The sequence below is a fragment of the Flavobacterium sp. P21 genome (genome assembly GCF_050632225.1).
GTDB lineage: Bacteria > Bacteroidota > Bacteroidia > Flavobacteriales > Flavobacteriaceae > Flavobacterium.
The window spans coordinates 1,157,704-1,184,499 of sequence record NZ_CP192585.1 but is presented as its reverse complement, the minus strand read 5'-3'; the positions used below and the strand labels follow the sequence as shown (position 1 = coordinate 1,184,499).

The window sequence follows — 26,796 nt, the reverse complement described above, 5'->3', positions numbered from 1 at the left end:
CATAACGATTATGGGCTATTTACAACCAAACTTAAACTTAACTTAATCTTTATTATTTTCCGCGTAATTCTACACCTTTGATTGTGATACCGCCTGGAGCAATTCCTCCACCGCATCTAATCATTAAATAAATTTTACCTGTAATATCAAATTTTACGACATTGCTAATCGTACCTAATCTAGCATTTTTTACACATCCAACACCTGATAATTTACCAGATACAGTATTGTTACCACATCCATTCCAAGTGTTTAATCCCATTACAGCACCTCCATCGCTATAATCTCCTGAAACTGTAGCTGGATCTGTTTTACCTGCATAAACCTCAAACCACATATCAGTAGAAGCTCCACCAGAAACAACCATATCAACAGTATATTCTTTGTCTTTTACAACATCGATTGCTTGATAAATTCCTGCGTGACCACCACTTACAGTAGCTCCTTTAGAACTATATGTCCAGTCTCCTCCAGCTCCGTAAATCACTTTTTTCCAGTTAGCTTGATCTGCCGCAGTTGCAAAAGAACCACCTTTTACAAGATTCCCTTTTACAGGATCTGAAGTAGCCACAACAACTTGAGTATTTGCTGTACCTGTAGCACCTCCTGCTCCAATAGCAGTATGCGTTATCGTATAAGTTCCTGCATCTGGAAGAACGATAGTTTGAGTCATTTTTCCTGGTGAAGCACCAGTTCCAGTATCCCACATTGATGAGATTACACCTTTAGGCTGTGCAACAGCAAGGTAAGTGTTTACTGCACCTGCTACAGGAGTTAAAGTAAATGAAGCATCAACGTTTGAAGCTATTAATGTATTAGGGTTAACCTCGTCATCACAGCTTGATAGTGTACCTAATGCTATAGCTAGCATTAGGAATACACTTCTTTTTATATTTATATTTAGGTTCATTTTTTTGTGGTATTTGGTTACTGTTATTCAGTTATTAACTATTGGTAGTTAGGATTTTGTTTCAATTTAGTTCCATTTAACTCAGTATATGGAATTGGGAAAATCTCGTCAGTTCCAGCGTTGAAACCTCTATCAGATAATGTCTGCAGCGACATCTCCCCATCTTACTAAATCAAAGAATCTGTGTCCTTCACCAGCTAACTCCATTCTTCTTTCAGCTTTGATAGCATCTAATGTTACTGGAACTGATGCAAGACCAACTCTAGCTCTAACAGCATCAAGCAATGCTTGCGCTCTTGGTCCAGAACCTAATGCTTCTGCTTCCATTAAGTATGTATCAGCAAGTCTGATAACATAAGAATTTTGTTTGTAGTTTAACTCAGCGAGCACCTCCACCTGTACGAACATCGCCAGTTCTTGGAAGGAATTTGTTCAAGAAATAACCTGTATCTTGGTATCCACCGATATAATCAGCTTCTCCTGCGGCTTTAAGCGCTTTAACGTCAAGAATTGTAGCGACAAAACGAGGATCGTTTTTCATGAAATCATACAATTTTTGAGTTGGTACGCTGAAGCTCCATCCTGATGGAAGATCTGGTGCATTTGAACCTTTTTTAGAATAACCTCTTGGTCCAACCATAACGTTTAATGAGTTTCCTTCATCTCTTCCAGAACCCCAGAAATCCCAGTTTGAGTTACCAGCACTAGAGTGTGATACTTCAATTAATGACTCTGTATTGAATTTGTTAGCAACTACCCATAAATCGCTGAATTTAGCCAACAATTTATTTCCGTATTGGTTTGCTTGTCCTGGTGTTCCATTTACTTGAGCCAAAACTGCGGCGACGTCAGCTTTTTTACCTTCAAATAAATATACTTTCCCTAATAATGCTTGTGCGGCACCTTTGTTAAATCTTCCAGCTTCAGTTGATGCTACAACTGTATTTGGTAAAACAGGAATTGCTTCTAACAAGTCTTTTTCGATTTGTGCATAAATCTCTTCTGGTTTTGCTTGCTCTGGACTATAAATTGTACTTGTATTCAATGGCTCTAAAATCAAAGGAATATTTTTGAACAATCTTACTAAGTTGAAGTAGTAAAGTGCACGAAGTGTTTTTGCTTCTGCGACAAACCTAGCTCTTTTATTATTATCCATAGAAGCGGCTGGTAGCTTATTCAATAAAAGATTTGCTCTAGAAACTCCTTGGTAATGATCACTCCAGAAACTTCCTGGAATGATAATAGACGTAAGTGAGTGCGTAGAGAAATTCTGAATTCCAGTTCCATCTGTTGGACCACCTCCACCAGCGTAGAAATCATCAGATCCAGCGTTCAGCATTGCTACCATGTTTTCAAAACCACCAGTATTTTTTCTCATTGGGTCATAAACTCCAACTAAAGCGACGTAACACTCAGATTCATTAGAAAAATAAGTATCTGTGTCAAATTGTCCTTTTGGGTCGATTGTTACAAAATCTTCAGAACAAGCTCCTAAAGCGGCAAATGCCAATGCAACATATATATATTTTAATTTTATACTTTTCATAATTCTTTAATTTTTAAAATTGAAAGTTTGCTCCAAACAGAATAGATCTTGCTTGTGGATAAACTCCTTTATCTACACCATACACTTGACCACCAATTTCTGGGTCATATCCAGTATATTTTGTAAAAGTGATTAAGTTTTCTCCTGTTAGATAAAAACGAATTTTGTCAGCTCCAATTTTAGATGATATATTAGCTGGCATTGTGTAACCAAGCTGAACAATTTTCAAACGTAAGTAATTTCCATTTTCTAAATAAAAATCAGACATGTTAGTGAAGTTTTTATTTGGATCGTTATTACTTAATCTTGGGTAATCATCTGAAGTACCTTCACCAACCCAACGCTCTAAAGCTTTTGTTTGGTAGTTTGCATTTAAGATATCAAGTCTTCTTAAACCTTGGAAAATTTTGCTTCCTGCAGTTCCTTGAGCAAATGCCATAAAATCAAAGTTTTTGTAGTCTAAGTTTAATGTAAGACCAAAAGTATACTTAGGCAAGTTTGTTCCTAAAAATTGCTTGTCATCATCAGAAATAGCACCATCACCATTTGTATCTACCCAACGGAAATCTCCTGGCTTAGCATTTGGTTGAATTAATCCTCCAGCCGCATTTTTGTAAGCCGCAACTTCTGCTTCATTTTGAAAAATTCCAGCAGTTTTGTAACCGTAAAACTCATTGAAAGAGTGACCAACTGCAGTTCTTGTTACAGGTCCCATAGATTGGAAACTAGCATCTCCAACAATATAATTTGTAGATGAACCTACATAAGTGATTTCGTTTTTCAAGTAAGCAACGTTCCCGTTAACTCCTAAGTTAAATTCACCAAGTCTTTTCTTGTAACCTAATTCAATTTCAAAACCACTGTTATCCATATCTGCGATATTTGCAGATGGCGCTGTAACAACTCCAACATAACCAGGAATAACAACATCTCTCAAGATTCCTTTAGTAGTTTTTTTGTAGTAATCAGCAGTTAAAGTAAAATCGTTGAAAAGTTTTGCATCAATACCGATAGTAGTTTGAGATGTTTCTTCCCATCCTAAATCAGGATTTGGCAAAGTTGAGTTTCCATAACCAGTCGTAATATCACCTGAAGTTCCTACTGCGTAGTTATATCCACCAACAACTACCGCTCTATATTTAAAGTCATCAATGTTATCGTTACCAACAACTCCATAACCTCCACGAACTTTTAAAGTATTAACTACATTATTTTCTTTCCAGAATCCTTCTTTTGAAACAACCCAACCTAAAGAGAATGAAGGGAAAACACCCCATTTTTTATTATCTCCAAAACGAGTAGATCCATCACGACGAACAATACCAGTGAAAAGATATTTCTCCATATAATCATAGTTTGCACGTAAGAATAATGAAGCCAACTTGTGTTGTGTTTTATCACTTGTAGATGTTGATCTATCAGTTTGAGGAACATTAAAATTCCAAGAAGCATCTTTGTAGTTAGTAATTGGAAGTCCAAACATTGTTGTGTTAACAGCTTTACCAATATTCTCTACATAAGCACCTTGTCCAGCCAAAACGCTAACGTTATGATCTCCAAATTTGTTAGCATAAGCTAAAGTGTTTTCAAGAGTCCAAGCAAATGATTTTTCATTATTTTGGTTGTAATTGTTTCTATCCGCTTTAATATTAGGATTTAAGAAGAAAACAGGTGTAAAACCTTCACTTCCCCAGTAAGCTAATTTACCTCCAAGTGTAGTTCTTAATTTTAAGTGGCTTGTAATATTTGCCTCTAAATAAGCATTTCCAACAAAATCATCAGACCAGCTATAACCACCTAATCTTGTTTGAGTATAAGCTAATGGGTTACTCATCTCTTGTTGAACTAAAGTAGAAATTCCGTAAGGATTTCCGTTTGCATCTCTAATAACGTTTGGATTTGCATAGAACCCAACAGTATTTTTAGTAGGATCAGTTTCAACTAATGGAGTAATCGGATCTAAATTGATTGCAGAACTTAAAGGTCCTCCAAACTCACTGTTTGTGTTTCCAATTCCTTTAGTTTTTTGGTGTGTATAACCAAAAGTTTGTCCGAAAGTAAAATAATCAGAAATTTTGTGTGTTGAGTTTAAACGGAAATTCTTTTTGCTATAGTTTGAAATTTCCGTAGCGACAATACCATCTTGATCTTGAATTCCAAAAGAAGCATAGAAAGTAGATTTTTCACCACCGCCACTAATGCTTAATTCGTGAGTGTATCTAAAAGCTGAATGATTAAAGATTGCATCTTGCCAGTCAGTTCCTTTTCCTAAAGCTGTAGGGTCAGCATATTTAATAGGACCACCGTCTGCTAAAGATTTCTCATTCATGATTGCTCCATACTGAGTAGCATTAAGCATGTTTAATGTTTTAGCTGGTGCAGAAGTTCCTGCAAAACCATTATAATTTACAGAAATTTTACCCGATTTACCTTTTTTAGTTGTAACCAAGATAACCCCAGTTGCGAGCACGAGTACCATAAATAGCGACCGAAGCGACATCTTTAAGAACCTCGATGAGACTCGATGTCACTTTGATTAATAAAACCAATTGCTCCTGCATCTACTGCGATACCATCAACAACCCATAAAGGATCGTTTCCTCCTTCTCTAAAAGTAGTGATACCTCTAACACGTACTTTTGAAGCTGAACCAGGCTGTCCAGAAGTAGCGACAACAGAAACCCCCGCTACTCTACCTTGCAAAGACTGCTCCACACGTCCGTTTGGTACTTTCTCTAAATCTGCCGCTTTAACACTAGAAATTGCTCCAGTAACAACTGATTTCTTTTGAGTACCGTATCCAACAACCACAACCTCATTTAATGATTGTGATTCTGGTTTTAATTGAAATGTAATTTTTGTTCTTCCATTTACAGCTTCACTAATTGTGCTGTATCCAATAAAAGTAACTGTCAAAACACCATTTGAAGGCGCTTGAATTTGGAATTTTCCATCAAAATCTGATGCAGTAGACTTTTTTGTACCTTTTAATACAACAGTTGCACCAGGAACTGGCATCCCATTTTCATCATTTATTATTCCGTTTACAGTGACATCCTGAGCCACAGCTATAACCGAGAATAACAGAGATGAAATACAAAAAACAAGTAGTTTTGTTAATTTCATTTTTCTAAAAATTTTGGTTAATTAATTAGTAATTTGATGCAATAATAATGTTATTTTTTTACTATCAGCAAGTAAAATTCACTACAAAAACACATCAAAACAAATTTTAATACATTACAAAAACACATCATTTTTTTTCAAATATCTAATATACAAACAATTAAAAATTAAAATTAAGATGTTATCGAAATGTTAATTATAAAAATAAACACTACAGTTGTATAAGATTCCTTATTTTTATCAATAAAATGTGTTTCTACAACGAAATAGTAGAGAAAAAACTATTGTAAAACACTACAAACAAGACAATTAAGACGCCAACACCCAAAAAAGCCAAAAAATTTATGAAATTGACAAAATCATATTTTATTATTACTTTTTTTACATTATTATCAATTAATATTTTTGCGCAAGTTAAAAACATTGGACTTCCAGATGTAAGAAATTACAAACGAAATGAATATAAAGGAGGAACACAAAACTGGAGTATCGATCAAGATAAAAACGGAAATCTATATTTTGCCAACAATAACGGCCTTTTGCAGTTCGATGGATCATCTTGGAGAAAATATCCGCTTCCTAATTTAACATCTGTAAGATGTTTAAAGATTTCCTCTGACGGAAGAGTATTTGTTGGCGGTTATAACGAATTTGGCTATTTCAAACCAAATGAAAAAGGAAAACTTCAATACACATCATTATCTAAAAAAGTCGATCGTAATAAAATTAAGATAATAGACTTCATCTGGAAAATCCACACTTTTGAGAAACAAACCATTTTTCAATCATTTGCTCGAGCATATATTTTAAAAGATGATAAGCTTACTATATTGGAAGCTCCTAAACGATTTCAATTTTCTTTTGTCGTTAATAACAAACTTTATTTTCAAGACATTGAAAAAGGTATTTTGGAGTACAAAAACGGAAAACTTTATTCCTTGCCAAACACTACAAGTCTCAACAACACTGAGATTTGGGGAATGTATAATTTAACAAAAGATAAAACCTTAATAATAACCTTAGAAAAAGGCTTATTCGTTTACGAAAAAAATGTTGTAAAACCATGGAATACCGAAGCCAATAACTTTGTAAAAAAGAACAACTCTCTTGGAGGCGTAACTATAAATCATAATTTTATAGTCTTAAATTCAGTATTGGACGGCATTGTCATATGCGATTATAACGGTAAAATAATCCAGCATTTGAATCGTAAAAAAGGCTTGCAAAACAATACGGTTCTTACTTCATTTATTGACAACAAAAATAATCTTTGGCTTGGCCTAGACAATGGTATCGCATTTGTCAACGAAGGATCACCTTTTACTTACTTTGGTTTCAGCTACGACATTAGTACCGTTTATGCATCAGTTATCTATCAAGGCAATTTATATGTAGCGACAAACCAAGGTGTATTTTATCACGCATGGAATAACAGCTTTAAAGAAGATACTTTCAAACTTGTACAAGGGACTACCGCACAATCCTGGAACGTTCAAGTTATAGACAATCAATTGATTTGTTCTAATAACCGCGGAGCTTTAGTTATTAAAGGTGGCGCTGTAACTAATATTATTGACTCTAAAGGATATTTCGGATTTAAAAAAATCCCAAATCATCCCGGGTTTTTAATTGGTTCCAATTATGAAGGTTTTGCCGTTTTTGAAAGCACCGCAAACGGATTAGTTTACAAAAACCAAGTTATCGGATTTGATAAATCTTCAAACAATTTTGAGCTTGATGACTCTTATTTATGGCTTAAAAAAGATGAATCTATTTATAGAATGGCGCTAAACAGCGATTTGACAAGATTTTCATCAATTAAAAAAATTGATCGGCTTGTATCACAGTATAAAAACATCGGAAGTATTCAAAAAATTGACAATCAATTGTATTTTCAAACAAATAATCATTTCTACAAATACTCTAAAGAGCAAGACCTATTTTATGAAGATAAAAATCTTTCAAAACTCTTTAAAAACATTCCTATAATAAACAGTTTAAGCGAGGATTCGCAATCTAATCTATGGTATGCTTTTGATGAATCTATTGGCGTATTAATGAAGACAAATAACTATTACACTAATATTGTTGCTCCATTCTCAAATTTGACAGGAAATTTGGTTAGCAATTACCTATCTGTAAATACGATCGATCCAAAGAATATTTTTATTGGATTAACAGATGGATTAGCACATTACAATCCAGATTTGCTGAATAATTTTGTAACCAAGCCAAAAGCATTTATTAGAAGTTTTTCTTTCCCCGGTGACACTATTATTTTAGGAAACAACCAAAATAAAATCGAAAACATTCGCATTCCATACTCGTCAAATCATGTGCGTTTTACTTTTTCATCGCCAACGTACGAAAATCTTGAAAATGTTGAGTTTTCGTATCAATTAGAGCCTTTCGATGACAAATGGAGTAACTGGTCCACTATTTCTATAAAAGAATACACAAATCTTCGTGAAGGCGAATATATGATGAAAGTAAAGGTCAGAAACAGTTATGGAATCCAGTCTGAACCATCAACCATTTCATTTACGGTTTCACCGCCTTGGTATCGACATTTCTTGGCGCTGATGATTTATTTTATTTTAATAATAATTGCAATTTATGTGATTTCTGATCGAATAAAAATGAAAATCAGAAAGAATAAATATTACGAAACAATCGAACAGCGAAGGTTGTATCTTGAAAAAGAGTCAAAAATCAGACAGGAACAATATGATCTTGAAAAAGAAATTGAAAAACTTAAAAATGATAAACTTCAAATTAAAATTCTAGCAAAAGATAAAGAGCTGGTAAACAATTCGCTTCAGGTCGTAAAGAAAAACAAGATCTTGAACGGAATTATCCATAAATTAAAAGAAATTGACATTGAAGCACTTGATGATTCTACCAAATTTCAAGTAAGCAAACTCAACAAAAGCATTGTAAAGGAAGTAAATACAGATAAGAGCTGGAAAGACCTAGAAAAACACATCAAAAATGTTCATTTTGAATTTTTGAAAAGATTAAAAGAAAAATATCCAACAATCTCTCCACGAGAACTCGATTTATCTACTTATTTATTGATGAATATGTCAACTAAAGAAATAGCCGAAATCATGAATATTTCGACCGGAGGAGTTGAGTTAGCCAGATATCGTTTAAGAAAGAAACTTGGACTGAATAAAAAAGAAAATCTAATTGGGTTTTTAATGAGCATTTAAAAAACAAAAGAGCCATTCGTAATGAATGGCTCTTTTATTATGAAATATATTCTAATGTTCGCTCCAAAGCCATTCCTCTGGAGCCTTTTATCAAAATAGTATTATTGTCGAAATGAAGTGTTTTCAAATGACTAGAAAAATCATCAAATGTCTCAAAAAAGTGAAGCCTGTCATTTAAAATTCTATTTTCAAAGAATGACTTTCCAATCAAATAACATTCAGATTTATTTTGATTCAACAGTGATTCAACAATGATTTTATGTTCTTGCAGACTTTCTACACCCAATTCAAACATATCGCCCAAAATCATTATTTTATTATGACTATCTAACTGCAAAAAATTAGCAATCGCTACAGCCATACTGCTCGGATTTGCATTATAAGCATCAAGAATAATTTGATTTGTGCCTTTTTTCAACAATTGAGACCTATTATTCTCCGGAATATAATTCTCGATCGCTTCTTTTATAGCCTCGTTGCTCACTTTAAAATAATGACCGATGGAAACTGCGACATTTATGTTATTTGAATTGTATAAACCAATTAAATGCGATTCAACATTGAAATTTTCATAATCAATCACAACAAAAGGATTTGCTTCAATCTTTTTGATATTTACATCAGCATTTTTGTTATTCAAACCAAAAGTAAACGACTTGATTCCAGCCGATTTTTCAATCTGAATTGGATCTTCAAGATTTACAAATGCGACCTTATCATTTTTTGCAAGATATTGGTACATTTCGCTTTTTCCTTGAATCACCCCTTCAACGCCACCAAAACCTTCTAAATGAGCTTTTCCAAAATTCGTAATGTAGCCATAATCTGGATGCGCTATTTCACATAAAAATTCAATTTCCTTTTTATGGTTTGCACCCATTTCTACAATTCCAATTTCAGTTTCCTTCGTAAAAGATAACAAAGTCAATGGAACACCAATATGATTATTTAAATTCCCAATAGTCGCCTTGGTTTTATATTTTTTAGACAAAACTGCATTGATAAGCTCTTTGGTTGTTGTTTTCCCATTGCTTCCTGTCAAAGCAACAATAGGTAAATTCAAATAAACGCGGTGAAATTTAGCCAATTCCTGAAGCGTTTCTAAACTGTTTTTAACCAAAATAGTCCTTTCGTCTATAAAGTAAGATTCATTGTCAATAACAACAAATAAAGCCCCTAATTTCAAAGCTTCTTCAGCGAAAGTATTGGCGTCAAAATTCTCTCCTTTAATAGCAAAAAACATAGAATCTTTTTCAATCTTTCTTGTATCAATTGAAAGCGATTTACATTGTAAAAACAGATTATGAATGTCCTGAATATTCATTTATATTATTTTTTATAGATGATAAAAGTAGAAAAAAACAATAAAAAAATTCCAAATTCCAGACTGAATATTCAGCTTTTGGAATTTGGAATTTTTTATATTGGAATTTCTAAATCTTAATTCCTTGGTGATTTTCTTTTTCAGATTTAGATCCTACTCTTGACATTGCACATCTGAAACCAATGTAATCAGTTGCCATATCTTGAGGGAAATATCTTCTTTGAGCTGGATCTAACCAGTAAGCTCTATCTCTCCAAGAACCCCCTTTGTAAACTCTAACTTTATCATCGATTAAAGTAGTACGTTTACTAGAGCTGTCATATTTTCTAATCATTTTTCCTAAACTGTCAGTTGTTACATTGTGTTTAGGAGAGTTGTACATAGCTTGATCAGCTTTTGGCCCAGACTCTGAATCTCCGAAGTCAAAATATCTAGAAGATTGTTTATCACCATCTCTATAGTTGATATTGTCGCTTGTGCTGAAGTTTTGTCTCAAATATGTCTCTTGCTCATCAACTGGAACTTGAGCAATTTCTCCTGGAAGATTTCTTGCAACAATTTTACCGTTGCTTAAAGTATCATATTTAATGTTAGCCGTTGAAACGATTTCGATTTTACCATCTTTGCCAATTTTGTTTTTAGCATAAAGGTTACCTCTAAAGTAGTTGAAGTCGTTTGCTTCGTTATCAATAATAGGTCTGTAAACATCGGCTACCCATTCGGCAACGTTACCAGCCATATCATATAATCCGAAATCATTTGGAGCATAGCTTTTTACTTTGTTAGTAATATCAGCTCCGTCATCAGACCATCCAGCAATTCCACCGTAGTCACCGTTTCCTTGCTTAAAGTTAGCCAATTGATCACCTCTGTTTTTACGTTTTGCAGAACGAGTGTAATCTCCAGACCAAGGATATTTCTTTTGACCTTTATAAATATTGTATTCTCTTTGTCCAACATCAGTCGCAGCAGAGATACTCCCATTCTGCTTCAGTAGGAAGTCTGTACTCAGGTAAAATAACACCTGAAGAACGTTGTGCATATACGTTTTTCTCTTCTGGAACTACTCCGTCTTTACCAGCTTTTGGTCTTCTTCCGCTAGGATTTTTCTTTAATACAATTTCTTCATTACCTCCATATTGCGTTGAAGGAGATGCTAAATAAGCCTCAGTATTAAATAACGTTTCAGCAGTAACGTCGTTGGTTTTAGCACCTTTTTTAATATATCCATCTTTTTCTAAAACAGCTTCGTTTACACGGTCTGTTCTCCATTTACTGAATTCAACAGCCTGAATCCAGTTAACACCAACAACAGGATACTCAGCATAAGCAGGGTGTCTCAAGTAGTTGTTAGTCATAGTTTCGTTATATCCTAAACGATTTCTCCATACTAATGTATCAGGAGATGCTCCTTCGTAAATGTTTTTGTAATTTTCTTCTGTTGGAGGGAAAACTTTTTCAACCACTCAAGGTATTCTAAGTACATACCGTTCGTAACTTCGGTTTCATCCATATAGAATGACTGAACGTGTTGTTGAGTTGGTGTGTTATTCCAATCGTGCATAACATCATCCTGTACTTTACCCATTGTAAATGTACCTCCTTCAACAAAAACTAAACCAGGACCAGCCTGTTGTTTTTTTCCTGCATTTCTAGCGACCGTTCCATTTTGACTATCTACATCCCACCCAGTCGCTCGAGAAGCGTGAGAGGAACTCGATTTTTTGCTACAACTAGCCGTGCCCAACATCAATACCATTGACATCATTAATTGCAAGACTACAATTTTGTTTACTTTCATACTCATTCTTAGGTGATAAATTTAGGTGCTCGCAATATAATAATTAACATTTAATTAGCAACATCTGTTCTAATAATTTTATTTAGCTGTTTTTTACCAGAAAATAACCTATAGTTACGAACGCAAAAATATACTTTTTATTATTTACTATAACATGAAATACTATATTTTTACTTACTAAAATATTTTGCAATCAATTTCGTTTTCTTTACCTATGAAACAAGTCTTAATCTTATATTTTTTTTAATTCCGATTCTTGCTTTTTCTCAGATAAATGGGAGCTTCACAATAGATTGGCAAGGCAAAAAAGAAATGAGTTTCGGCGATTTCAAAACCATCGTCCCTTATTTTTCCGGAAGCAGTTTTCGTTACGATACTACTAAAAAAGCCTAACATTGCTTCTTAATTTAAGCGATTCGGGTCCTGCAACGAGCAATTCCATCCAACTTTCGAGCATTATTTACGAAGCAATTTCAGTGAATGATCTTGGCGATTTAGCTCTTGAAAACATTCCTGAAAAACCAAATGAAACGTTAAAATCTGCTTCTTCAAGAGATAAAAAACAACTTTTCTTGTCACTTTCTCCAATTCTAAAAGATGGCAATGGATATAAACGAATCAAATCTTTCTCCTATTCTTCAACCGGCACAACATCAAAAAATAGCAACATTTCTTCCACTCAAAAAACTGCCGCAATTACAAATTCTGTTTTAGCTTCAGGAGATTGGTATCGTTTTTATGTTGAAAAATCAGGTGTTTATAAAATATCCAAATCGTTTTTGCAAAGTTTAGGCTTTGACCCTAGCAAAACTGATCCAAAAAGAATCAAAATCTACGGAAATGGAGGCAAAATGCTTCCGTTGGCCAACAATATCTATTATCCAGATGATTTAACCGAAAATGCTATCCAGATTACTGGAGAAACTGACGGAATCTTTAACAATGAAGACTATGTCCTATTTTACGCCGAAGGAGTTGAAAACTGGAATTCAGAAAGCCAAACCAACCTTAATTTATATGATTCGAAATCTTATTATTACATTACAACTACAGGTGGTGATGGAAAACGAATTTCAAACCTAAATCAGCCTACTGGCAATGCTACTTTAGAACTAAACACGTTTGATGACTATCAATATCACGAAATTGACCAAACAAACATTGCACATTTGGGACGTCAATGGTTTGGCGAATCATTTGACATTAATCAAGAACAGGAATTTTCATTTACATTTCCAAATCTTGACACATCAGTTCCAGCAAAAATAGAAGTTGTTGCCTGCTTCAGCGACCTTTACTCCTACTTCTTTTGCGATAAGCGCAAACGGACAAAGCATTGGAAACATAAATTTCAACGCATTAGCATCAAGTTCTGACATTAAATTTTACACAGGAAAATTACCTGCAAACACAACTTTTACAGGTTCCGAAACCACAAAAATCAAACTTACTTATAATAATAATGGCGTTCCTGGCTCGAAAGGATATCTTGACTACATTAATATAGTTACAAAAAGAAAACTCCTTGGAACCGGGAAACAATTCAAATTTCAGTATGACCAAGCAGGATCTACTGCCGGAATTGTAAATTACACAATAGGAAACGCAACAGGAATATCTCAAATTTGGGACATTACGGACATCTATAATGTATCTAAAATCGAAAATGCAAATCAAGCCACTTTCAGCTTTAAGGCTCCTTTAGGCGAAATCAGAAAATATATTGCAATAGATGCTTCAGATTATTTAACACCTTTAAAAGAGAGCCAGTCAAAAGTTGCTAATCAGAATTTGAAAGGAACTCTTTTTAAGAATGCTCAAAACAACTTTCAGGATATCGATTATGTCATTATTTCACCTAAATCTTTAGCTTCACAAGCTGAAAAACTAGCAACTTTTCATCGCAATTATTCAAATTTGAATGTAAAAGTTATTGCTTTAGAAAATATCTATCAAGAATTTTCTTCTGGAAAGCAGGATATTGCCGCCATCCGAAACTGCATCAGATATCTTTATGAAAATGCGTCTTCAACAGACAAAAGAATCAAATATGTAAATTTGTTTGGAGACGCCTCATATGATTATAAGGACAGAATTTCGAACAATACTAATATTGTACCTATATATCATTCCACAATTAGCAACTCTACCGGAGAAGCCTCATTTGCTTCTGATGATTTTTATGGATTAATGGATGCAGACGAAGGAAACATCACTAGTTTTTTTGGCGGAATTGATATTGCTACTGGCCGAATGCTGGTTTCCGACAATGCTCAAGCCAACGAAATGGTAAACAAAGTACTAGAATATCACGATGCCAAATCCTACGGAAGCTGGAAAAATAATTTTGTATTAATAAGTGACGATTCAGATCAAAGCTCAGATGCCACACTTCAATCACGCCAAAATGCGCTTGCAGATGTTATTGCAACTCAAAAACCTTTTTTCAACATCGACAAAATCATTTTAGACTCCTACACACAAGAAGCTTCCGCGGGCGGATCACGATATCCAAAAGCACGAACTGATTTATTTGACGCTTTTGAAAAAGGTGCCTTGGTCTTTAATTATTTAGGACATGGTGGCGAGGATGGACTAGCCAGCGAAAGAATTTGGGAAAAATCAGACGGACAAAATTTAAACAATCAATACAAATATCCTTTGTTCATAACGATTACTTGTGAATTTTCTAGATTTGATGATCCAACTCGACCAACGGCTGGTGAATATACGTATTGGAATCCAAAAGGAGGCGCAATCTCAATGTTGACGACAATTCGCTCAATTGGCCAATTTAATGCTGAGAATTTTAATGATAGCTTGAGCAAAAATCTGCTTTCTTATGGATCAAATCAATATACCACTATTTCAGAAGCGCTTCGAATTTCGAAAAATGAAAATCCAAGCTCTTCGAGTAATGTCATTTTTTACATTGGAGATCCAGCATTAATGCTTGCAATTCCAAAACCACGAATTAATTTAACAAAAATAAATGACATTGTGATTTCACAAGCAATTCCTGATTTAAAATCACTTTCAAAAATCAAGATTACGGGAGAAATCACAGACGAAAACAACACTCTTTTAAGCAATTACAACGGCGAATTAGCAACAGCAATTTTCGACAAGCTGATTACAACATCTACACTAAATAATGATGGTTTTAGCCCTGCAATGTCATTCAAAACGCTTGGCGAAACCATTTTTAGAGGAAACGCATCTGTTACAAATGGCCAGTTTGAATTTAGTTTTGTTGTGCCAAGAGACATTCGAATTCCAGTTGATTATGGCCGAATTAGTTTCTATTCTAAGAAAACTCAAGGATTAGAAAACCAATCTGGCTACAACACCACTATTAAAATTGGAGGCATAAATGAAAATGCACCCCAGGACAATATTAGTCCAAAAGTTAAGTTATATATGAACGACGAGACATTTGTTTCAGGTGGCATAACAAATGAAAATCCGTTCCTTTTGGCTTTTCTTGAAGACGAAAACGGGATTAATACAGCCAGTGGAATTGGGCATGACATAGTGGCGATACTAGATGGAGACGTGAGCAATCCGTATGTTTTGAATGATTATTATCAAACAAAACTAGACGATTATACTAATGGGAATTTACGCTTTCCGCTTCGAAATTTAAAAGCAGGACTGCATACAATAAGTTTTACAGCTTGGGATGTTTACAACAATCCTGTGACTAGTGAAATACAATTTGTTGTTGTTGGAGATGAATCATTATCTTTAACCCACGTTCTTAATTATCCGAATCCCTTTTCAACTTACACCCAATTTTGGTTTTCGCACAATAGGCCCTACGAACCGCTAGAAGTTCAAGTACAAGTAATGACTATTACGGGAAAAGTAGTCTGGACTACAAACCAAATTATCACAACAGAAGGATTCCTTTCGAGAGAAATTACTTGGGACGGAAAAGACGATTATGGAGACCGAATAGGCAAAGGAGTTTATATTTATAAACTTACAGTAAAATCTAATTTAACAAATAAAAAAGCAGAAAAATACGAAAGGCTTGTCATTCTATAATAATATATATAATTTGCACCACCCAAAACATATAGTCCTAATAAATGAAAAAAATATCACTTTTATTAATTTGTTTTTTAATTATTTCATACGCTAAGGCTCAAGAAACTCGACCAATCACCACAGGAGTTCCTTTCTTATTAGTTGCCGCTGATGCACGAGCCGCAGGTTTAGCAGACCAAGGTGTAGCTACATCCTCTGACGTTTTCTCTCAGCAATGGAATCCTGCCAAATATGCATTTGCCAAAGATGCACAAGGGCTTTCTATTAGTTACACACCTTATTTAACAGATTTAGCGAATGATATTTCGCTTGGCCAATTAACCTATTACAACAAATTCAGTGATCGAAGCGCCTTTGCAACAGGTTTTCGTTATTTCGGATTTGGAGATATCGAGTTAAGAAGAACTGGCGACCCAAACGAAGTTCCAAATATTGTATCACCAAATGAATTTGCATTAGACGGATCATATTCTCAAAAATTAAGTGAAACCTTTTCGATGTCTGTTGGAGCAAGATATATTCGCTCTAATTTAAAAGTAGCTTCCGAAGATGTAGATGCTACAGCAGGAAAATCATTTGCTGTTGACGTTGCTGGATTTTATCAATCTGAAGAAATCGCTTATAGCAGTTTTAACGGAAGATGGAGAGCAGGTTTCAACTTCCAGAATATGGGACCGAAAATCAGCTATGACAATGACGATTTAAGCTCAAACTTTTTACCTGCCAACATGCGTTTAGGAGGAGGATTTGATTTTATTCTTGATGACTACAACAAATTTGCGGTTAGCCTTGAGTTCACAAAACTATTAGTCCCAACGCCTCCGGGACAACAAGCGACAGTAGACTTAAATGGAGATGGCGATTTTACTGATCCAGGAGAAAGCGCAGAAGACCAAAGCACTATCGCTTACAACAAATACAACGACATAGGCTGGTTCCAGGGGATGTTTAAATCTTTTGGAGATGCTCCAGGCGGATTTAGCGAAGAAATAAAAGAAGTTACCTATAGTTTAGCTGGAGAATATATGTACCAAGATTCCTTTGCATTTCGTGCAGGATATTTTCACGAAAGTCCAGAAAAAGGAGCTAGACAATTCTTTTCTTTAGGAGCTGGTTTCAAATACAACATCGTAAAAATTGACGTTTCTTACTTATTCTCAACTTCAAAAGTTAAAAATCCGTTAGAAAACACACTTCGTTTTTCTTTAACGTTTAACTTTGGAGACAAATATGAAGAATATTAATCGGTCTAAATAATAAAACAATAACAATCCAAATTTCTATTTTTAGGAATTTGGATTTTTTTCCCATAAAAACAATGAAAGAAATAAGCATAACATCATCGTTCACAATTTTCGAAAACATCAATGAAGTCCCTGAAGATGTTCAGCATTTAATGCAACAGGCCGTTGAAATTCGCAAAAAAGCTTATGCTCCTTATTCTAAATTCAGAGTTGGAGCCGCTTTACTTTTAGATAATGGAGAAGTAATTTTGGGATCGAATCAAGAAAATGTCGCTTATCCATCAGGACTATGCGCAGAAAGAACCGCGATTTTTTATGCCGGAAGTACTTATCCAGAAGCCAAAATTCTAAAAATAGCTATTTCAGCGACTTCAGACACAAATCAAACCACCGCTCCTATTCCACCTTGTGGCTCTTGCCGACAATCAATTGCAGAATATGAAATCAAACAAGACACCCCTATAGAAATCTATTTTATGGGTGAAATTGGCGAAGTTTACCAATCGGCATCCCTAAAAAATTTACTCCCTTTTATGTTTGATAAAAAGTTCTTGTAAAAAAAGCCAAAAAGTAGCGTTTAAATTTTAGTTCTTAAATGTAATGTCTTATTTTTGCATCCCGACCTTTCGGGCGCAAATTTGTGGGAGGAAACTATTTTGCGTTATAGGCAACAATTGATAACACAAACAAACTTTAGCAAAAGAAAGAATTCAGATGAAAGAAGTTACAAAAGAGGTGTATTTAAAGTGGTACGAAGACATGCTACTTTGGAGAAAGTTTGAAGACAAACTTGCGGCATTATACATTCAACAAAAAGTTAGAGGTTTTTTACACCTATATAATGGTCAAGAAGCTGTATTAGCAGGTGCATTGCACGCTATGGACTTGACGAAAGACAAAATGATTACTGCTTACAGAAACCACGTTCAGCCAATCGGTATGGGCGTTGATCCAAGAAATGTAATGGCTGAGCTTTTAGGAAAAGCAACAGGAACTTCTAAAGGTATGGGAGGTTCTATGCACATTTTCTCTAAAGAACACGGTTTTTACGGTGGTCACGGAATCGTAGGAGCTCAAATTCCTGTGGGAGCTGGTATTGCTTTCGCAGACAAATATTTCAACACTGGCGGTGTTACCATGACTTACTTTGGTGATGGAGTCGCTAGACAAGGTTCTCTTCACGAAGCTTTCAACATGGCTATGTTGTGGAAACTTCCAGTGGTATTTATCGTTGAAAACAACGGTTATGCAATGGGAACTTCTGTAGAAAGAACTGCAAACCATACTGACATTTGGAAATTAGGTTTAGGCTACGAAATGCCTTGTGGACCTGTTGACGGAATGAACCCAGTAAAAGTTGCTGAAGCAATGCATGAAGCTATCGAAAGAGCACGTCGCGGAGACGGGCCAACTTTCCTTGAAATGAAAACGTACCGTTACAGAGGACACTCTATGTCTGACGCACAATTATACCGTTCTAAAGAAGAGGTTGAAGAGTACAAAAAAATCGACCCAATTACACAAGTTCTTGATGTAATCTTGGATCAAAAATATGCTACTGAAGAAGAAATCGAAGTTATTGACCAAAGAGTTAAAGACTTAGTTGAAGAATGTGCGAAATTCGCTGAAGAATCTCCATATCCAGACTTACAACAATTATACGATGTAGTATACGCACAAGAAGACTATCCATTTACACCTCATAAACTATAACATCATGGCGATTAAAGTAACAATGCCTCGTTTGAGCGATACTATGACGGAAGGAACGGTAGCGACTTGGCTTAAAAAAGTAGGCGACAAAATTAGCGAAGGAGATATCTTAGCTGAAATTGAAACAGACAAAGCAACAATGGAGTTCGAATCTTTTAACGAAGGAACTCTTTTACATATCGGAATTCAAGCAGGAGAAACTGCTCCTGTTGATTCATTATTAGCTATCATTGGTAACGAAGGAGAAGATATTTCTGCTCTTTTAGCTGGTGGTGACGCTCCTGTTGCTAGTTCCGAAGCTTCGGAACCAAAAGCGGACGCTCCGGTCGCTGAAGCAAAAACTGAAACTGCTCGCTCCTGCAAAAGCGACAACAGAATTACCTAAAGGTGTTATCGTAGTAACAATGCCACGTTTAAGTGATACAATGACCGAAGGAACAGTAGCAACTTGGTTGAAAAAGTTGGCGACGCTGTAGCGGAAGGTGATATTTTAGCAGAAATTGAAACTGACAAAGCTACTATGGAGTTTGAGTCTTTCAATGCTGGAACATTATTGTACATCGGAATTCAAGAAGGCAACACTGCTCCTGTTGACAGCTTATTAGCTATCATTGGACCTGCAGGAACTGATATTTCTGGAATCGCTGAAAACTATACTGCCGGAGGTGCCGCACCTGCAAGCGCTCCTGTCGCTGAAGAAACAAAAGTCGCTCCAGTCGCCGCACAAGCCACAGAAGCTGTTGCTGAAACTTCAAACGGAGGAAGAATTTTAGCTTCACCATTAGCTAAAAAAATCGCTTCTGATAAAGGAATTTCACTAAACCAAGTGAAAGGATCTGGAGAAAACGGACGTATCGTAAAAAGCGATATCGAAAACTTTACTCCATCTGCGCAAGCGCAAGCTCCTGCTTCTGCACCTGTCGCTAAACAAGAAGCATCTGCTCCTGTTGCACCAAAAGTATTTGTTCCTGCTGGTGAAGTTTTCACAGAAGAGATCAAAAACTCTCAAATGCGTAAAATCATTGCAAAACGTCTTTCTGAATCTTTATTCACTGCTCCTCACTACAACTTAGTGATCGAAGTAAGCATGGACGAAGCAATGCAAGCAAGAGTCGCTATCAACAGCGTTCCAGATACAAAAGTATCTTTCAACGATATGGTTATCAAAGCTTGTGCTTTAGCATTGAAAAAACACCCAAAAATCAACTCTACTTGGAAAGAAGATGCTATCATCATCAACCACCACGTAAATATTGGTGTTGCTGTAGCCGTTGAAGACGGATTAGTGGTTCCTGTATTGAAATTTACTGACGCTATGAGTTTATCTCAAATTGGTGGTTCAGTAAGAGATCTTGCCGGAAGAGCTAAAAACAAAAAATTAGGACCACAAGAAATGGAAGGAAGTACTTTTACAGTATCTAACCTTGGTATGTTTGGTATTACAGAATTTAATTCAATTATCAACCAACCAAACTCTGCTATCCTTTCAGTAGGTGCGATTGTTGAGAAACCAGTAGTTAAAAACGGTCAAATCGTAGTTGGAAACACGATGATGTTATCATTAGCTTGCGACCACAGAACAATTGACGGTGCAACTGGCGCTCAGTTCTTACAAACATTAAAACAATACATCGAAAGCCCAGTTACAATGTTGGCGTAATCTTTGTTAATTTTATAATTAAATCCCGTTCCGAAGTTTCAGAACGGGATTTTTTGTTTAATTTTCATCCTCAAATTCAAAATCTCATAAAATGAAAAAACTAATTCTTGTCGCTTTATTTCTTACGGCATTTGCTTGCCAGAAAAAAGAGCAATCAGAAAAAACGGCTATTGTTGTTGACGAACACAGTTATTCTAAACCAGAACTTGCTGTCGCACAACATCTTGATCTTGATATCAAAGTTGATTTTGATACTCAAACCATTTCAGGAAAAGCATCTTGGACAATTGATAATATTAGTAAAGGAAACGAAATTATTTTCGATGAAAACACTTTGAATATTACAAAAGTTACTTTAGGGCAAGGAGAAGAAGAAAAAGAAACCAAATTTAAACTTGGAAAAGACGTTGAATTTCACGGAAAGCCAATTCATATTACTATTGAGCCAAATACAACTAGAGTGAACATTTACTACAGCACAACTAAAGATGCTGTTGCATTACAATGGCTAAAACCAGAACAGACAGCAGACAAAAAGAAACCTTTCCTATTCTCACAAGGAGAAAGCGTTTGGTCGCGCACTTGGATTCCGTGTCAGGATTCACCGGGAATTCGTTTTACTTATAATGCTAAAGTTACAGTTCCTAAAGATTTATTAGCGGTTATGAGCGCTGTAAATCCGCAGAAGAAAAATGATACTGGAGTTTATACTTTCAAACAAGACAAAGCAATTCCTTCGTATTTAATGGCAATTGCCGTTGGAGATATCGAATTTCAAGCCATTGATAACAGAACTGGAGTTTATGCAGAACCATCTGTTTTAAAAAGCGCCGCTCACGAATTTGCTGAATTAGGAAAAATGGTAAACGCCGCAGAAAAGTTATACGGTCCATACAGATGGGGACGCTATGACGTTTTGGTTTTACCTCCAAGTTTCCCTTATGGCGGAATGGAGAATCCAAACTTGACTTTCTTAACTCCGGGAGTTATAGCTGGCGATCGTTCTTTAACAAGTTTGTTAGCACACGAATTAGGACACAGCTGGAGCGGAAACCTAGTTACAAACGCAACTTGGGATGACATTTGGTTAAACGAAGGCTTTACAACTTATGTTGAACACAGAATTGGCGAAGCTATTTTTGGAAAGAAAGAATTTGACATGCAAAATGTTATTACCAACAAAGAATTGGTTGATAATGTTGCGGAATACGGAGACACAAATCCAGACACAAGATTAAAAGTTTCTTTAACTGGCAGAAATCCTGACGACGGAATCAGTCAAATTCCTTATGTAAAAGGATATGCGTTTTTAAGAGTTATTGAAAATGCCGTTGGACGCGAAAAATTCGATCCGTTTATTAAGAATTATTTCGATTCCCATGCTTTTCAATCGATCACAACAGAAGATTTTGTAAAGTATTTAAAGGAAAATCTTATAAAAGGAGACAAAGCCTTAGCCGATAAAATCCAATTAGACAACTGGATTTACAAACCAGGAATTCCATCAAATATCCTTCCGGTAAGTTCCGCAGAATTTGATGCTATTGACGCAATTCAAAAAAGCTGGAGAGAAACTGGCGTAACCGGTTTAAGCAAAAAAATCACCACAACTGCTGAAAAACAACATTTTATAGATCATCTCCCAGCTGATATTACAGCAAAAGAAATGGAAGCAATTGATAAAGAATTCAACTTTACAAAAGGTGGAAACTTTATTATCAAGCGTCAATGGTTTGTTCAGGCATTGCGTCATCAATACAAACCAGCCTATCCAGCAATTGAGCAATTTTTAATTGGAATCAGCAGAACGGGTTCTGTTATGATGCTTTATAAAGAAATGGTTAAAACTCCAGAAGGGAAAGTTTGGTCTAAACAGGTTTTTGAAAAAGCGAAGTCTGGTTATCATGCTACAACGATTCAGGCTGTTGAAGGGGTTTTGAAATAGGCTTTTTCAAGAATATAAGTTTAAAAGAGTCTGTTCCTTAGGAACAGACTCTTTTTTTAAGCCTTATTTGTCATTTCTGTAAAAGTCACTTATTTCGGTAACGGATTTATCATTTCAATTGGCTTTTTTCCATCGATTCCCTGATGTGGTCTTTCGTGATTATAATAATATAAATATTGTAATAATTCTTCTTTTAGCTCTTCTTGAGAATCAAAATCCGTGTCTCTTAATAAATCGTCTTCCAGAGTTCTCCAAAACCGCTCTACTTTACCATTTGTCTGTGGACGGTAAGGTTTTGTATATCGGTGCACGATTCCTAATTCCATCAGCATTCTTTCAAATGGATGGTTATTTTTGACTTTGCTTGTTTTAGGTCCAAATTCAGCCCCATTATCAGATAATATCTCTTCAAATTTTATTTCATAATGACTGCTTAGGATGTTTAAGCATTTTAATGACGCAAACATCACTGTTAAACTGGTAATGTCTGGAACTAATTCTGCCCAGGCAATTCGGCTGTAATCATCAATTACACAGACTAAATAGAGTTTTTTATTTTCTCCACGAATTATGCTTTTACTTAAATAATGACAATCAATATGACCCAGCTGTCCCATTCTTTCCTTGATTATTTTCTGATGATTCTTTTTAATCTTCGGAGTTAATCTATTTATTTTATGCCTTTTTAAAATATTATAAACTCCAGAATATGATGGTGCATGTTTTCCTAATTTGGGATTTAAGATACTAACAATTTCATATTTGTTGTTTCCTTTTTCTCTTAATTCGATTACTTTTTGTTCTATAAAAGGCAAAGGACGTCGGGTTTTATATTTTGGACCTCGCTTTTGAGGCAATAGATCCTGAGATTTCCCACTCTGTTTATAGCGATTATAATACTTTAAGAAACTTTTTCTGCACGTGTCATTTGCTGTGTAAAAATCCATCGCCTTTTTATAAAGTGGATGAGTTTTGTTTTTCACCTGCTCATATTCTTTTATCAAGAAACGATATTTCTCTAAATAGTTCCTCTCTAATGTACAATCTTGACTATTATTTCTCATCGTAACAAAATTTATTAAATTTAAATTTTGTTACCGAAATATCTAACCTTTACAATTTCGACGAAGGAGAAATCTTCGCGAGAAGCTCGACAAAGATTGGATTTGCGTTACGGAGTTACTTGCGAAGATTTCTCCTTCGTCGAAATGACAAACTATACGAAAAACAATCTTATAAAACGAGTGCCCTAGCCCCGATAGAAGTGGAAATCCTTTTGTGCCGGGGTTCGGCACAAAAGATTGGAACGGATAGCGGGAAATAGCTCCTAAAAAACATCAGGGAAAATTATCCATCACATAGCGTCAATCCTCCATGTTTTAAAATCTGTAATCGTTGCAACTTTGTAATGTCAAAAGACAACAACAAATAACAACTTTAAAAAATTAAATAAAATGGCACGATTAACAGCATTAAACCCAGAAGAAGTAACAGGAAAAACTAAAGATTTATTCAACGCAGTTCAGGCAAAATTAGGCGTTGTACCAAACATGATGAGAACAATGGGAAATTCTCCAGCGGTTTTGGAAGGATATCTGAATTTAAGTGGCGCTTTGAGCCACGGAAAATTAAGTGCAAAAACAGGCGAATTAATCGCTCTAGCAGTTTCAGAAAGCAACTCTTGTGATTATTGTTTAGTCAGCTCACACTTTTATTGGAGAAAAATTGGTAAAAGCTGATCCAGCAGTTTTAAAAGCGACAAGATCTGGAAATTCTGATGATGCGAAAACAGAAGCTATTTTACAATTGGCTAAAACACTAATCAGCAAAGGTGGTTTAGTAAATGATGAAGATGTAAATAAAGCCAAAAATGCAGGAGTTTCTGATGCTGAAATTGCAGAAACCATCGGTCACGTAGCGTTAAACGTTTTAACTAACTACTTTAATAATGCGACAAATACAGAAATTGATTTTCCAGCAGTTTAATCAAGATTTGCACATTCACTATAACAAAAAACAATTTATAAAGATAGCTACGGATTTATTTCATGGCTATCTTTATGCTTTCAAAAACAAAGCATATGAGCTCTCAAAATGTTTTCACTTTAATCAATCCGCAGAATGGAAATTTGGCTTTCAAGATTCTTCCTTTTGATGATAACAGCCATTTTGATCATTTACAGCGAAATAATTATTATTCTTTAATTTGGATTACCAAAGGAAAAGGCAAAGTAAAAGCGGATTTTGCGGAACATCATTTTGAAGAAAACTCACTTCTCGCCTTTTCTCCTTATCAACCTTTTATGCTTTGTGTAAGCGAACCGATTGACGGAATTGCGATTCATTTTCATCCTGATTTTTATTGCATTCATATGCACCAAAAAGAGGTTTCTTGCAATGGTGTTTTGTTCAATAACATTTATCAGCCACCATATGTTCAGATTACAGAACAAGCAGAACAGACTTTTAAAATGGTGATTGAACAAATGAAAGCCGAAATCCAGAATGCAGAATTAGCGCAGTACGAATTATTGATTTCGTATTTAAAAATCTTTTTAATTACAGCTTCAAGATTAAAAACAGAACAATTAGAAGAAATGAAATCGGTTCCAGATTCAAAAGAGCCTTTGATTCTCCAAAACCTGAAAGATGCAATTGAACTGAATTTCAAAACAAAACATTCGGCAGGAAACTATGCTGATTTATTAAATATTTCTCCAAAAGCGTTAGCGAAATTGTCTAAGAATTATTTCAATAAAACCTTAACCGATTTGATTTCGGAAAGAATTATTATTGAAGCCAAAAGAGAACTTTATCTAACCAACAAAACCGTAAAAGAAATTGCGTACGAATTAGGCTATGATGACGAACATTATTTCAGCCGTTTCTTTAAAACGAATGCAGATGTTTCGCCACAGATTTATCGTGAAACTGTAGGATTTGGAAAAATGGAAGCTTAGTTTAGAATCGCAGTTTTCAGTCGCAGTCTGCTGATTACTATAAACTGTTACTGATTACTTATTTTTCGCTTCAATCCATTTTGACATATACATGGTGCTTTTATAGGCGTGATGCTGGAGTAGATTTCCCATAAAATTATGCAGGCGATGGCTTTCAGAATCTATTAAAAGTGAATTTGTCAAAGAAACTAATTGAGCTGAATAATTGCTTTTTTGATAACATTTATTAATGATTGCAATTCCGTTTTTCTGAGCCTGTTTCCAAAGATTTCCATCCTGATACAATGCAATTGCTTTTTTCGAGAATTCTTCGGGATTATCTTCAATAAAACCATTCCAAGGCAAATTGGCACGCATGGCTTCTGATCCAATCGATGTTGTTGCGCTCGGAGTTCCGCATTGCATGGCTTCTAATAATTTCCCTTTCAGACCCGCTCCAAAACGAATTGGCGCCAGAACAATTCTTGATTTTCTTACAATTTCATTAGCATCTTCTGCCCTTCCCATGATAAAAAAACCATTTTTAGGCTGATGCAACTGTAACACTTTTTGCGAAGGATATGCACCGTAAACTTCTAAAACCGCTTCTGGAAAATCTTTTTTTATGAATGGCCAAATGGCTTCTTTTAAATATTGAACAGTATTCCAATTGGGCTCATGAAGAAAATTCCCGATGAAAACAAAATTCTTTCGCTCTTCAAAAGAAGGCAATTTCAACAGCTCTTCTTCTTTCATTTTTTCTACTAAAAAAGGAAGATAAAACAGTAAGGTTTCGTTGATTTTGAAAACATTTTTGAGAACATCCATTTCAAATTCAGAAATAATCAGAGATACATCGCAACGTAAAATACTGGCAATTTCTCGTTTTGCAACTTCTTCCGACAATAAATCAATCAATTCAAAAGTTCGGTTTTCCTTAAACGCTTTTTGTCTTGCTGTTCGCAGACAATGCAAATCTTCAGTATCTAAAATTCGAACGGCTTTCGGACAATTTTCAATCACTCTCCATCCAAACTGCTCTTCAACCATAAAACGATCAAACAAGACCACATCTGGATTTAATTCTTTTATAAAATCATCAAAACTTGAAGAGTTCAGTTCGATGCTTTTTTTATTACTCCAAATTCAGACAAATCAACCATAAAATCGCTGTCTTGCGCCGCACTTGCAAATGTTATTTCAAATCCATTTTCTTTGAAGATCGAAATCAATTGCATCATTCTTCCACCTGCGAGCAGAAGACTTTGGCTCAGGCCAAACAAACCCAATAATTAAAAGTTTCTTTATCTGATTCATAAT

17 protein-coding genes and 3 pseudogenes are annotated in these 26,796 nt (G+C 35.1%); 11 read left to right on the top strand and 9 right to left on the bottom strand.

The features are described 5' to 3' along the window. Positions 1-52 precede the first annotated feature (52 nt). From ACQ9BO_RS05710 to ACQ9BO_RS05690, 5 genes are all read right to left on the bottom strand, one after another. Positions 53-871, bottom strand: a complete 819-nt coding sequence (locus tag ACQ9BO_RS05710; protein ID WP_431243952.1) for a hypothetical protein — start codon at positions 869-871, stop codon at positions 53-55. 171 nt (positions 872-1,042) lie between these two features. Beyond that, the gene (locus ACQ9BO_RS05705; protein ID WP_431243951.1) at positions 1,043-1,300 is read right to left on the bottom strand and encodes a RagB/SusD family nutrient uptake outer membrane protein; all 258 of its coding nucleotides are present in this window, start codon (positions 1,298-1,300) and stop codon (positions 1,043-1,045) included. Further along, a complete protein-coding gene (locus tag ACQ9BO_RS05700) occupies positions 1,290-2,456 on the bottom strand; it encodes a RagB/SusD family nutrient uptake outer membrane protein (protein ID WP_431243950.1) in 1,167 nt (388 codons plus the stop codon). Before ACQ9BO_RS05700 ends, ACQ9BO_RS05705 begins: the two co-directional genes overlap by 11 nt. Positions 2,457-2,469: 13 nt before the next feature. Further along, positions 2,470-4,926 (bottom strand): SusC/RagA family TonB-linked outer membrane protein, encoded by a 2,457-nt coding sequence (locus ACQ9BO_RS05695; RefSeq protein WP_431243949.1) that lies wholly within the window; start codon positions 4,924-4,926, stop codon positions 2,470-2,472. Between the two features lie 32 nt (positions 4,927-4,958). Continuing rightward, the gene (locus ACQ9BO_RS05690; protein WP_431243948.1) at positions 4,959-5,582 is read right to left on the bottom strand and encodes a carboxypeptidase-like regulatory domain-containing protein; all 624 of its coding nucleotides are present in this window, start codon (positions 5,580-5,582) and stop codon (positions 4,959-4,961) included. Positions 5,583-5,926: 344 nt separating this feature from the next. Here ACQ9BO_RS05690 and ACQ9BO_RS05685 point away from each other — a divergent pair, with 344 nt between their 5' ends. Then, a complete protein-coding gene (locus tag ACQ9BO_RS05685) occupies positions 5,927-8,797 on the top strand; it encodes a triple tyrosine motif-containing protein (protein ID WP_431243947.1) in 2,871 nt (956 codons plus the stop codon). Positions 8,798-8,834: 37 nt separating this feature from the next. Here ACQ9BO_RS05685 and ACQ9BO_RS05680 read toward each other — a convergent pair whose 3' ends face one another. Both ACQ9BO_RS05680 and gldJ read right to left on the bottom strand, forming a co-directional pair. Beyond that, on the bottom strand, positions 8,835-10,121 hold the full coding sequence (locus ACQ9BO_RS05680; RefSeq protein ID WP_431243946.1) for a UDP-N-acetylmuramoyl-tripeptide--D-alanyl-D-alanine ligase: 1,287 nt from the start codon (positions 10,119-10,121) through the stop codon (positions 8,835-8,837). 116 nt (positions 10,122-10,237) lie between these two features. Then, positions 10,238-11,922: pseudogene (gene gldJ / locus ACQ9BO_RS05675) on the bottom strand (gliding motility lipoprotein GldJ). A 395-nt stretch (positions 11,923-12,317) separates the two neighbouring features. Here gldJ and ACQ9BO_RS05670 point away from each other — a divergent pair. From ACQ9BO_RS05670 to ACQ9BO_RS05640, 7 genes and pseudogenes are all read left to right on the top strand, one after another. Then, positions 12,318-13,298 (top strand): hypothetical protein, encoded by a 981-nt coding sequence (locus ACQ9BO_RS05670; protein ID WP_431243945.1) that lies wholly within the window; start codon positions 12,318-12,320, stop codon positions 13,296-13,298. Further along, a complete protein-coding gene (gene porU, locus ACQ9BO_RS05665; RefSeq protein WP_431243944.1) occupies positions 13,198-15,972 on the top strand; it encodes a type IX secretion system sortase PorU in 2,775 nt (924 codons plus the stop codon). Before ACQ9BO_RS05670 ends, porU begins: the two co-directional genes overlap by 101 nt. A 44-nt stretch (positions 15,973-16,016) precedes the next feature. Further along, positions 16,017-17,219: a type IX secretion system outer membrane channel protein PorV gene (porV, locus tag ACQ9BO_RS05660; protein WP_431243943.1), complete on the top strand. Its 1,203-nt coding sequence runs from the start codon at positions 16,017-16,019 to the stop codon at positions 17,217-17,219. Between the two features lie 74 nt (positions 17,220-17,293). After that, a complete protein-coding gene (cdd, locus tag ACQ9BO_RS05655) occupies positions 17,294-17,776 on the top strand; it encodes a cytidine deaminase (RefSeq protein ID WP_431243942.1) in 483 nt (160 codons plus the stop codon). Positions 17,777-17,933: 157 nt separating this feature from the next. Next, positions 17,934-18,932 (top strand): pyruvate dehydrogenase (acetyl-transferring) E1 component subunit alpha, encoded by a 999-nt coding sequence (gene pdhA, locus ACQ9BO_RS05650; protein ID WP_431243941.1) that lies wholly within the window; start codon positions 17,934-17,936, stop codon positions 18,930-18,932. A 4-nt stretch (positions 18,933-18,936) separates the two neighbouring features. After that, positions 18,937-20,592: pseudogene (locus ACQ9BO_RS05645) on the top strand (2-oxo acid dehydrogenase subunit E2). Positions 20,593-20,683: 91 nt separating this feature from the next. Further along, on the top strand, positions 20,684-22,537 hold the full coding sequence (locus tag ACQ9BO_RS05640) for a leukotriene A4 hydrolase C-terminal domain-containing protein (RefSeq protein ID WP_431243940.1): 1,854 nt from the start codon (positions 20,684-20,686) through the stop codon (positions 22,535-22,537). An 89-nt stretch (positions 22,538-22,626) separates the two neighbouring features. On the opposite strand, the gene ACQ9BO_RS05635 is transcribed toward ACQ9BO_RS05640, so the two are convergent. Beyond that, positions 22,627-23,601: an integrase core domain-containing protein gene (locus tag ACQ9BO_RS05635; RefSeq protein ID WP_431241922.1), complete on the bottom strand. Its 975-nt coding sequence runs from the start codon at positions 23,599-23,601 to the stop codon at positions 22,627-22,629. Between the two features lie 390 nt (positions 23,602-23,991). Between ACQ9BO_RS05635 and ACQ9BO_RS05630 the strand changes: the two genes are divergently transcribed. From ACQ9BO_RS05630 to ACQ9BO_RS05620, 3 genes are all read left to right on the top strand, one after another. Beyond that, entirely contained in the window at positions 23,992-24,276 is a 285-nt protein-coding gene (locus ACQ9BO_RS05630; protein ID WP_431243939.1) for a carboxymuconolactone decarboxylase family protein, read from the top strand. Continuing rightward, the gene (locus tag ACQ9BO_RS05625) at positions 24,263-24,523 is read left to right on the top strand and encodes a carboxymuconolactone decarboxylase family protein (protein ID WP_431243938.1); all 261 of its coding nucleotides are present in this window, start codon (positions 24,263-24,265) and stop codon (positions 24,521-24,523) included. The genes ACQ9BO_RS05630 and ACQ9BO_RS05625 overlap by 14 nt, the downstream gene beginning before the upstream one ends. 95 nt (positions 24,524-24,618) lie before the next feature. After that, entirely contained in the window at positions 24,619-25,497 is an 879-nt protein-coding gene (locus ACQ9BO_RS05620; protein ID WP_431243937.1) for a helix-turn-helix domain-containing protein, read from the top strand. Between the two features lie 54 nt (positions 25,498-25,551). On the opposite strand, the pseudogene ACQ9BO_RS05615 reads toward ACQ9BO_RS05620, so the two are convergent. After that, positions 25,552-26,793, bottom strand: a pseudogene (locus tag ACQ9BO_RS05615) (glycosyltransferase family 4 protein). Positions 26,794-26,796 lie beyond the last annotated feature (3 nt).

What these genes read in the sequence shown, in the direction of transcription:
- ACQ9BO_RS05620 (WP_431243937.1), top strand. Translation starts at nt 24,619, where the DNA reads ATGAGCTCTCAAAATGTTTTCACTTTAATCAATCCGCAGAATGGAAAT.
- pdhA (WP_431243941.1), top strand. Translation starts at nt 17,934, where the DNA reads ATGAAAGAAGTTACAAAAGAGGTGTATTTAAAGTGGTACGAAGACATG.
- cdd (WP_431243942.1), top strand. Translation starts at nt 17,294, where the DNA reads ATGAAAGAAATAAGCATAACATCATCGTTCACAATTTTCGAAAACATC.
- ACQ9BO_RS05640 (WP_431243940.1), top strand. Translation starts at nt 20,684, where the DNA reads ATGAAAAAACTAATTCTTGTCGCTTTATTTCTTACGGCATTTGCTTGC.
- ACQ9BO_RS05635 (WP_431241922.1), bottom strand. Translation starts at nt 23,601, where the DNA reads ATGAGAAATAATAGTCAAGATTGTACATTAGAGAGGAACTATTTAGAG.
- ACQ9BO_RS05630 (WP_431243939.1), top strand. Translation starts at nt 23,992, where the DNA reads ATGGCACGATTAACAGCATTAAACCCAGAAGAAGTAACAGGAAAAACT.
- ACQ9BO_RS05690 (WP_431243948.1), bottom strand. Translation starts at nt 5,582, where the DNA reads ATGAAATTAACAAAACTACTTGTTTTTTGTATTTCATCTCTGTTATTC.
- ACQ9BO_RS05680 (WP_431243946.1), bottom strand. Translation starts at nt 10,121, where the DNA reads ATGAATATTCAGGACATTCATAATCTGTTTTTACAATGTAAATCGCTT.
- ACQ9BO_RS05700 (WP_431243950.1), bottom strand. Translation starts at nt 2,456, where the DNA reads ATGAAAAGTATAAAATTAAAATATATATATGTTGCATTGGCATTTGCC.
- ACQ9BO_RS05710 (WP_431243952.1), bottom strand. Translation starts at nt 871, where the DNA reads ATGCTAGCTATAGCATTAGGTACACTATCAAGCTGTGATGACGAGGTT.
- porV (WP_431243943.1), top strand. Translation starts at nt 16,017, where the DNA reads ATGAAAAAAATATCACTTTTATTAATTTGTTTTTTAATTATTTCATAC.
- ACQ9BO_RS05685 (WP_431243947.1), top strand. Translation starts at nt 5,927, where the DNA reads ATGAAATTGACAAAATCATATTTTATTATTACTTTTTTTACATTATTA.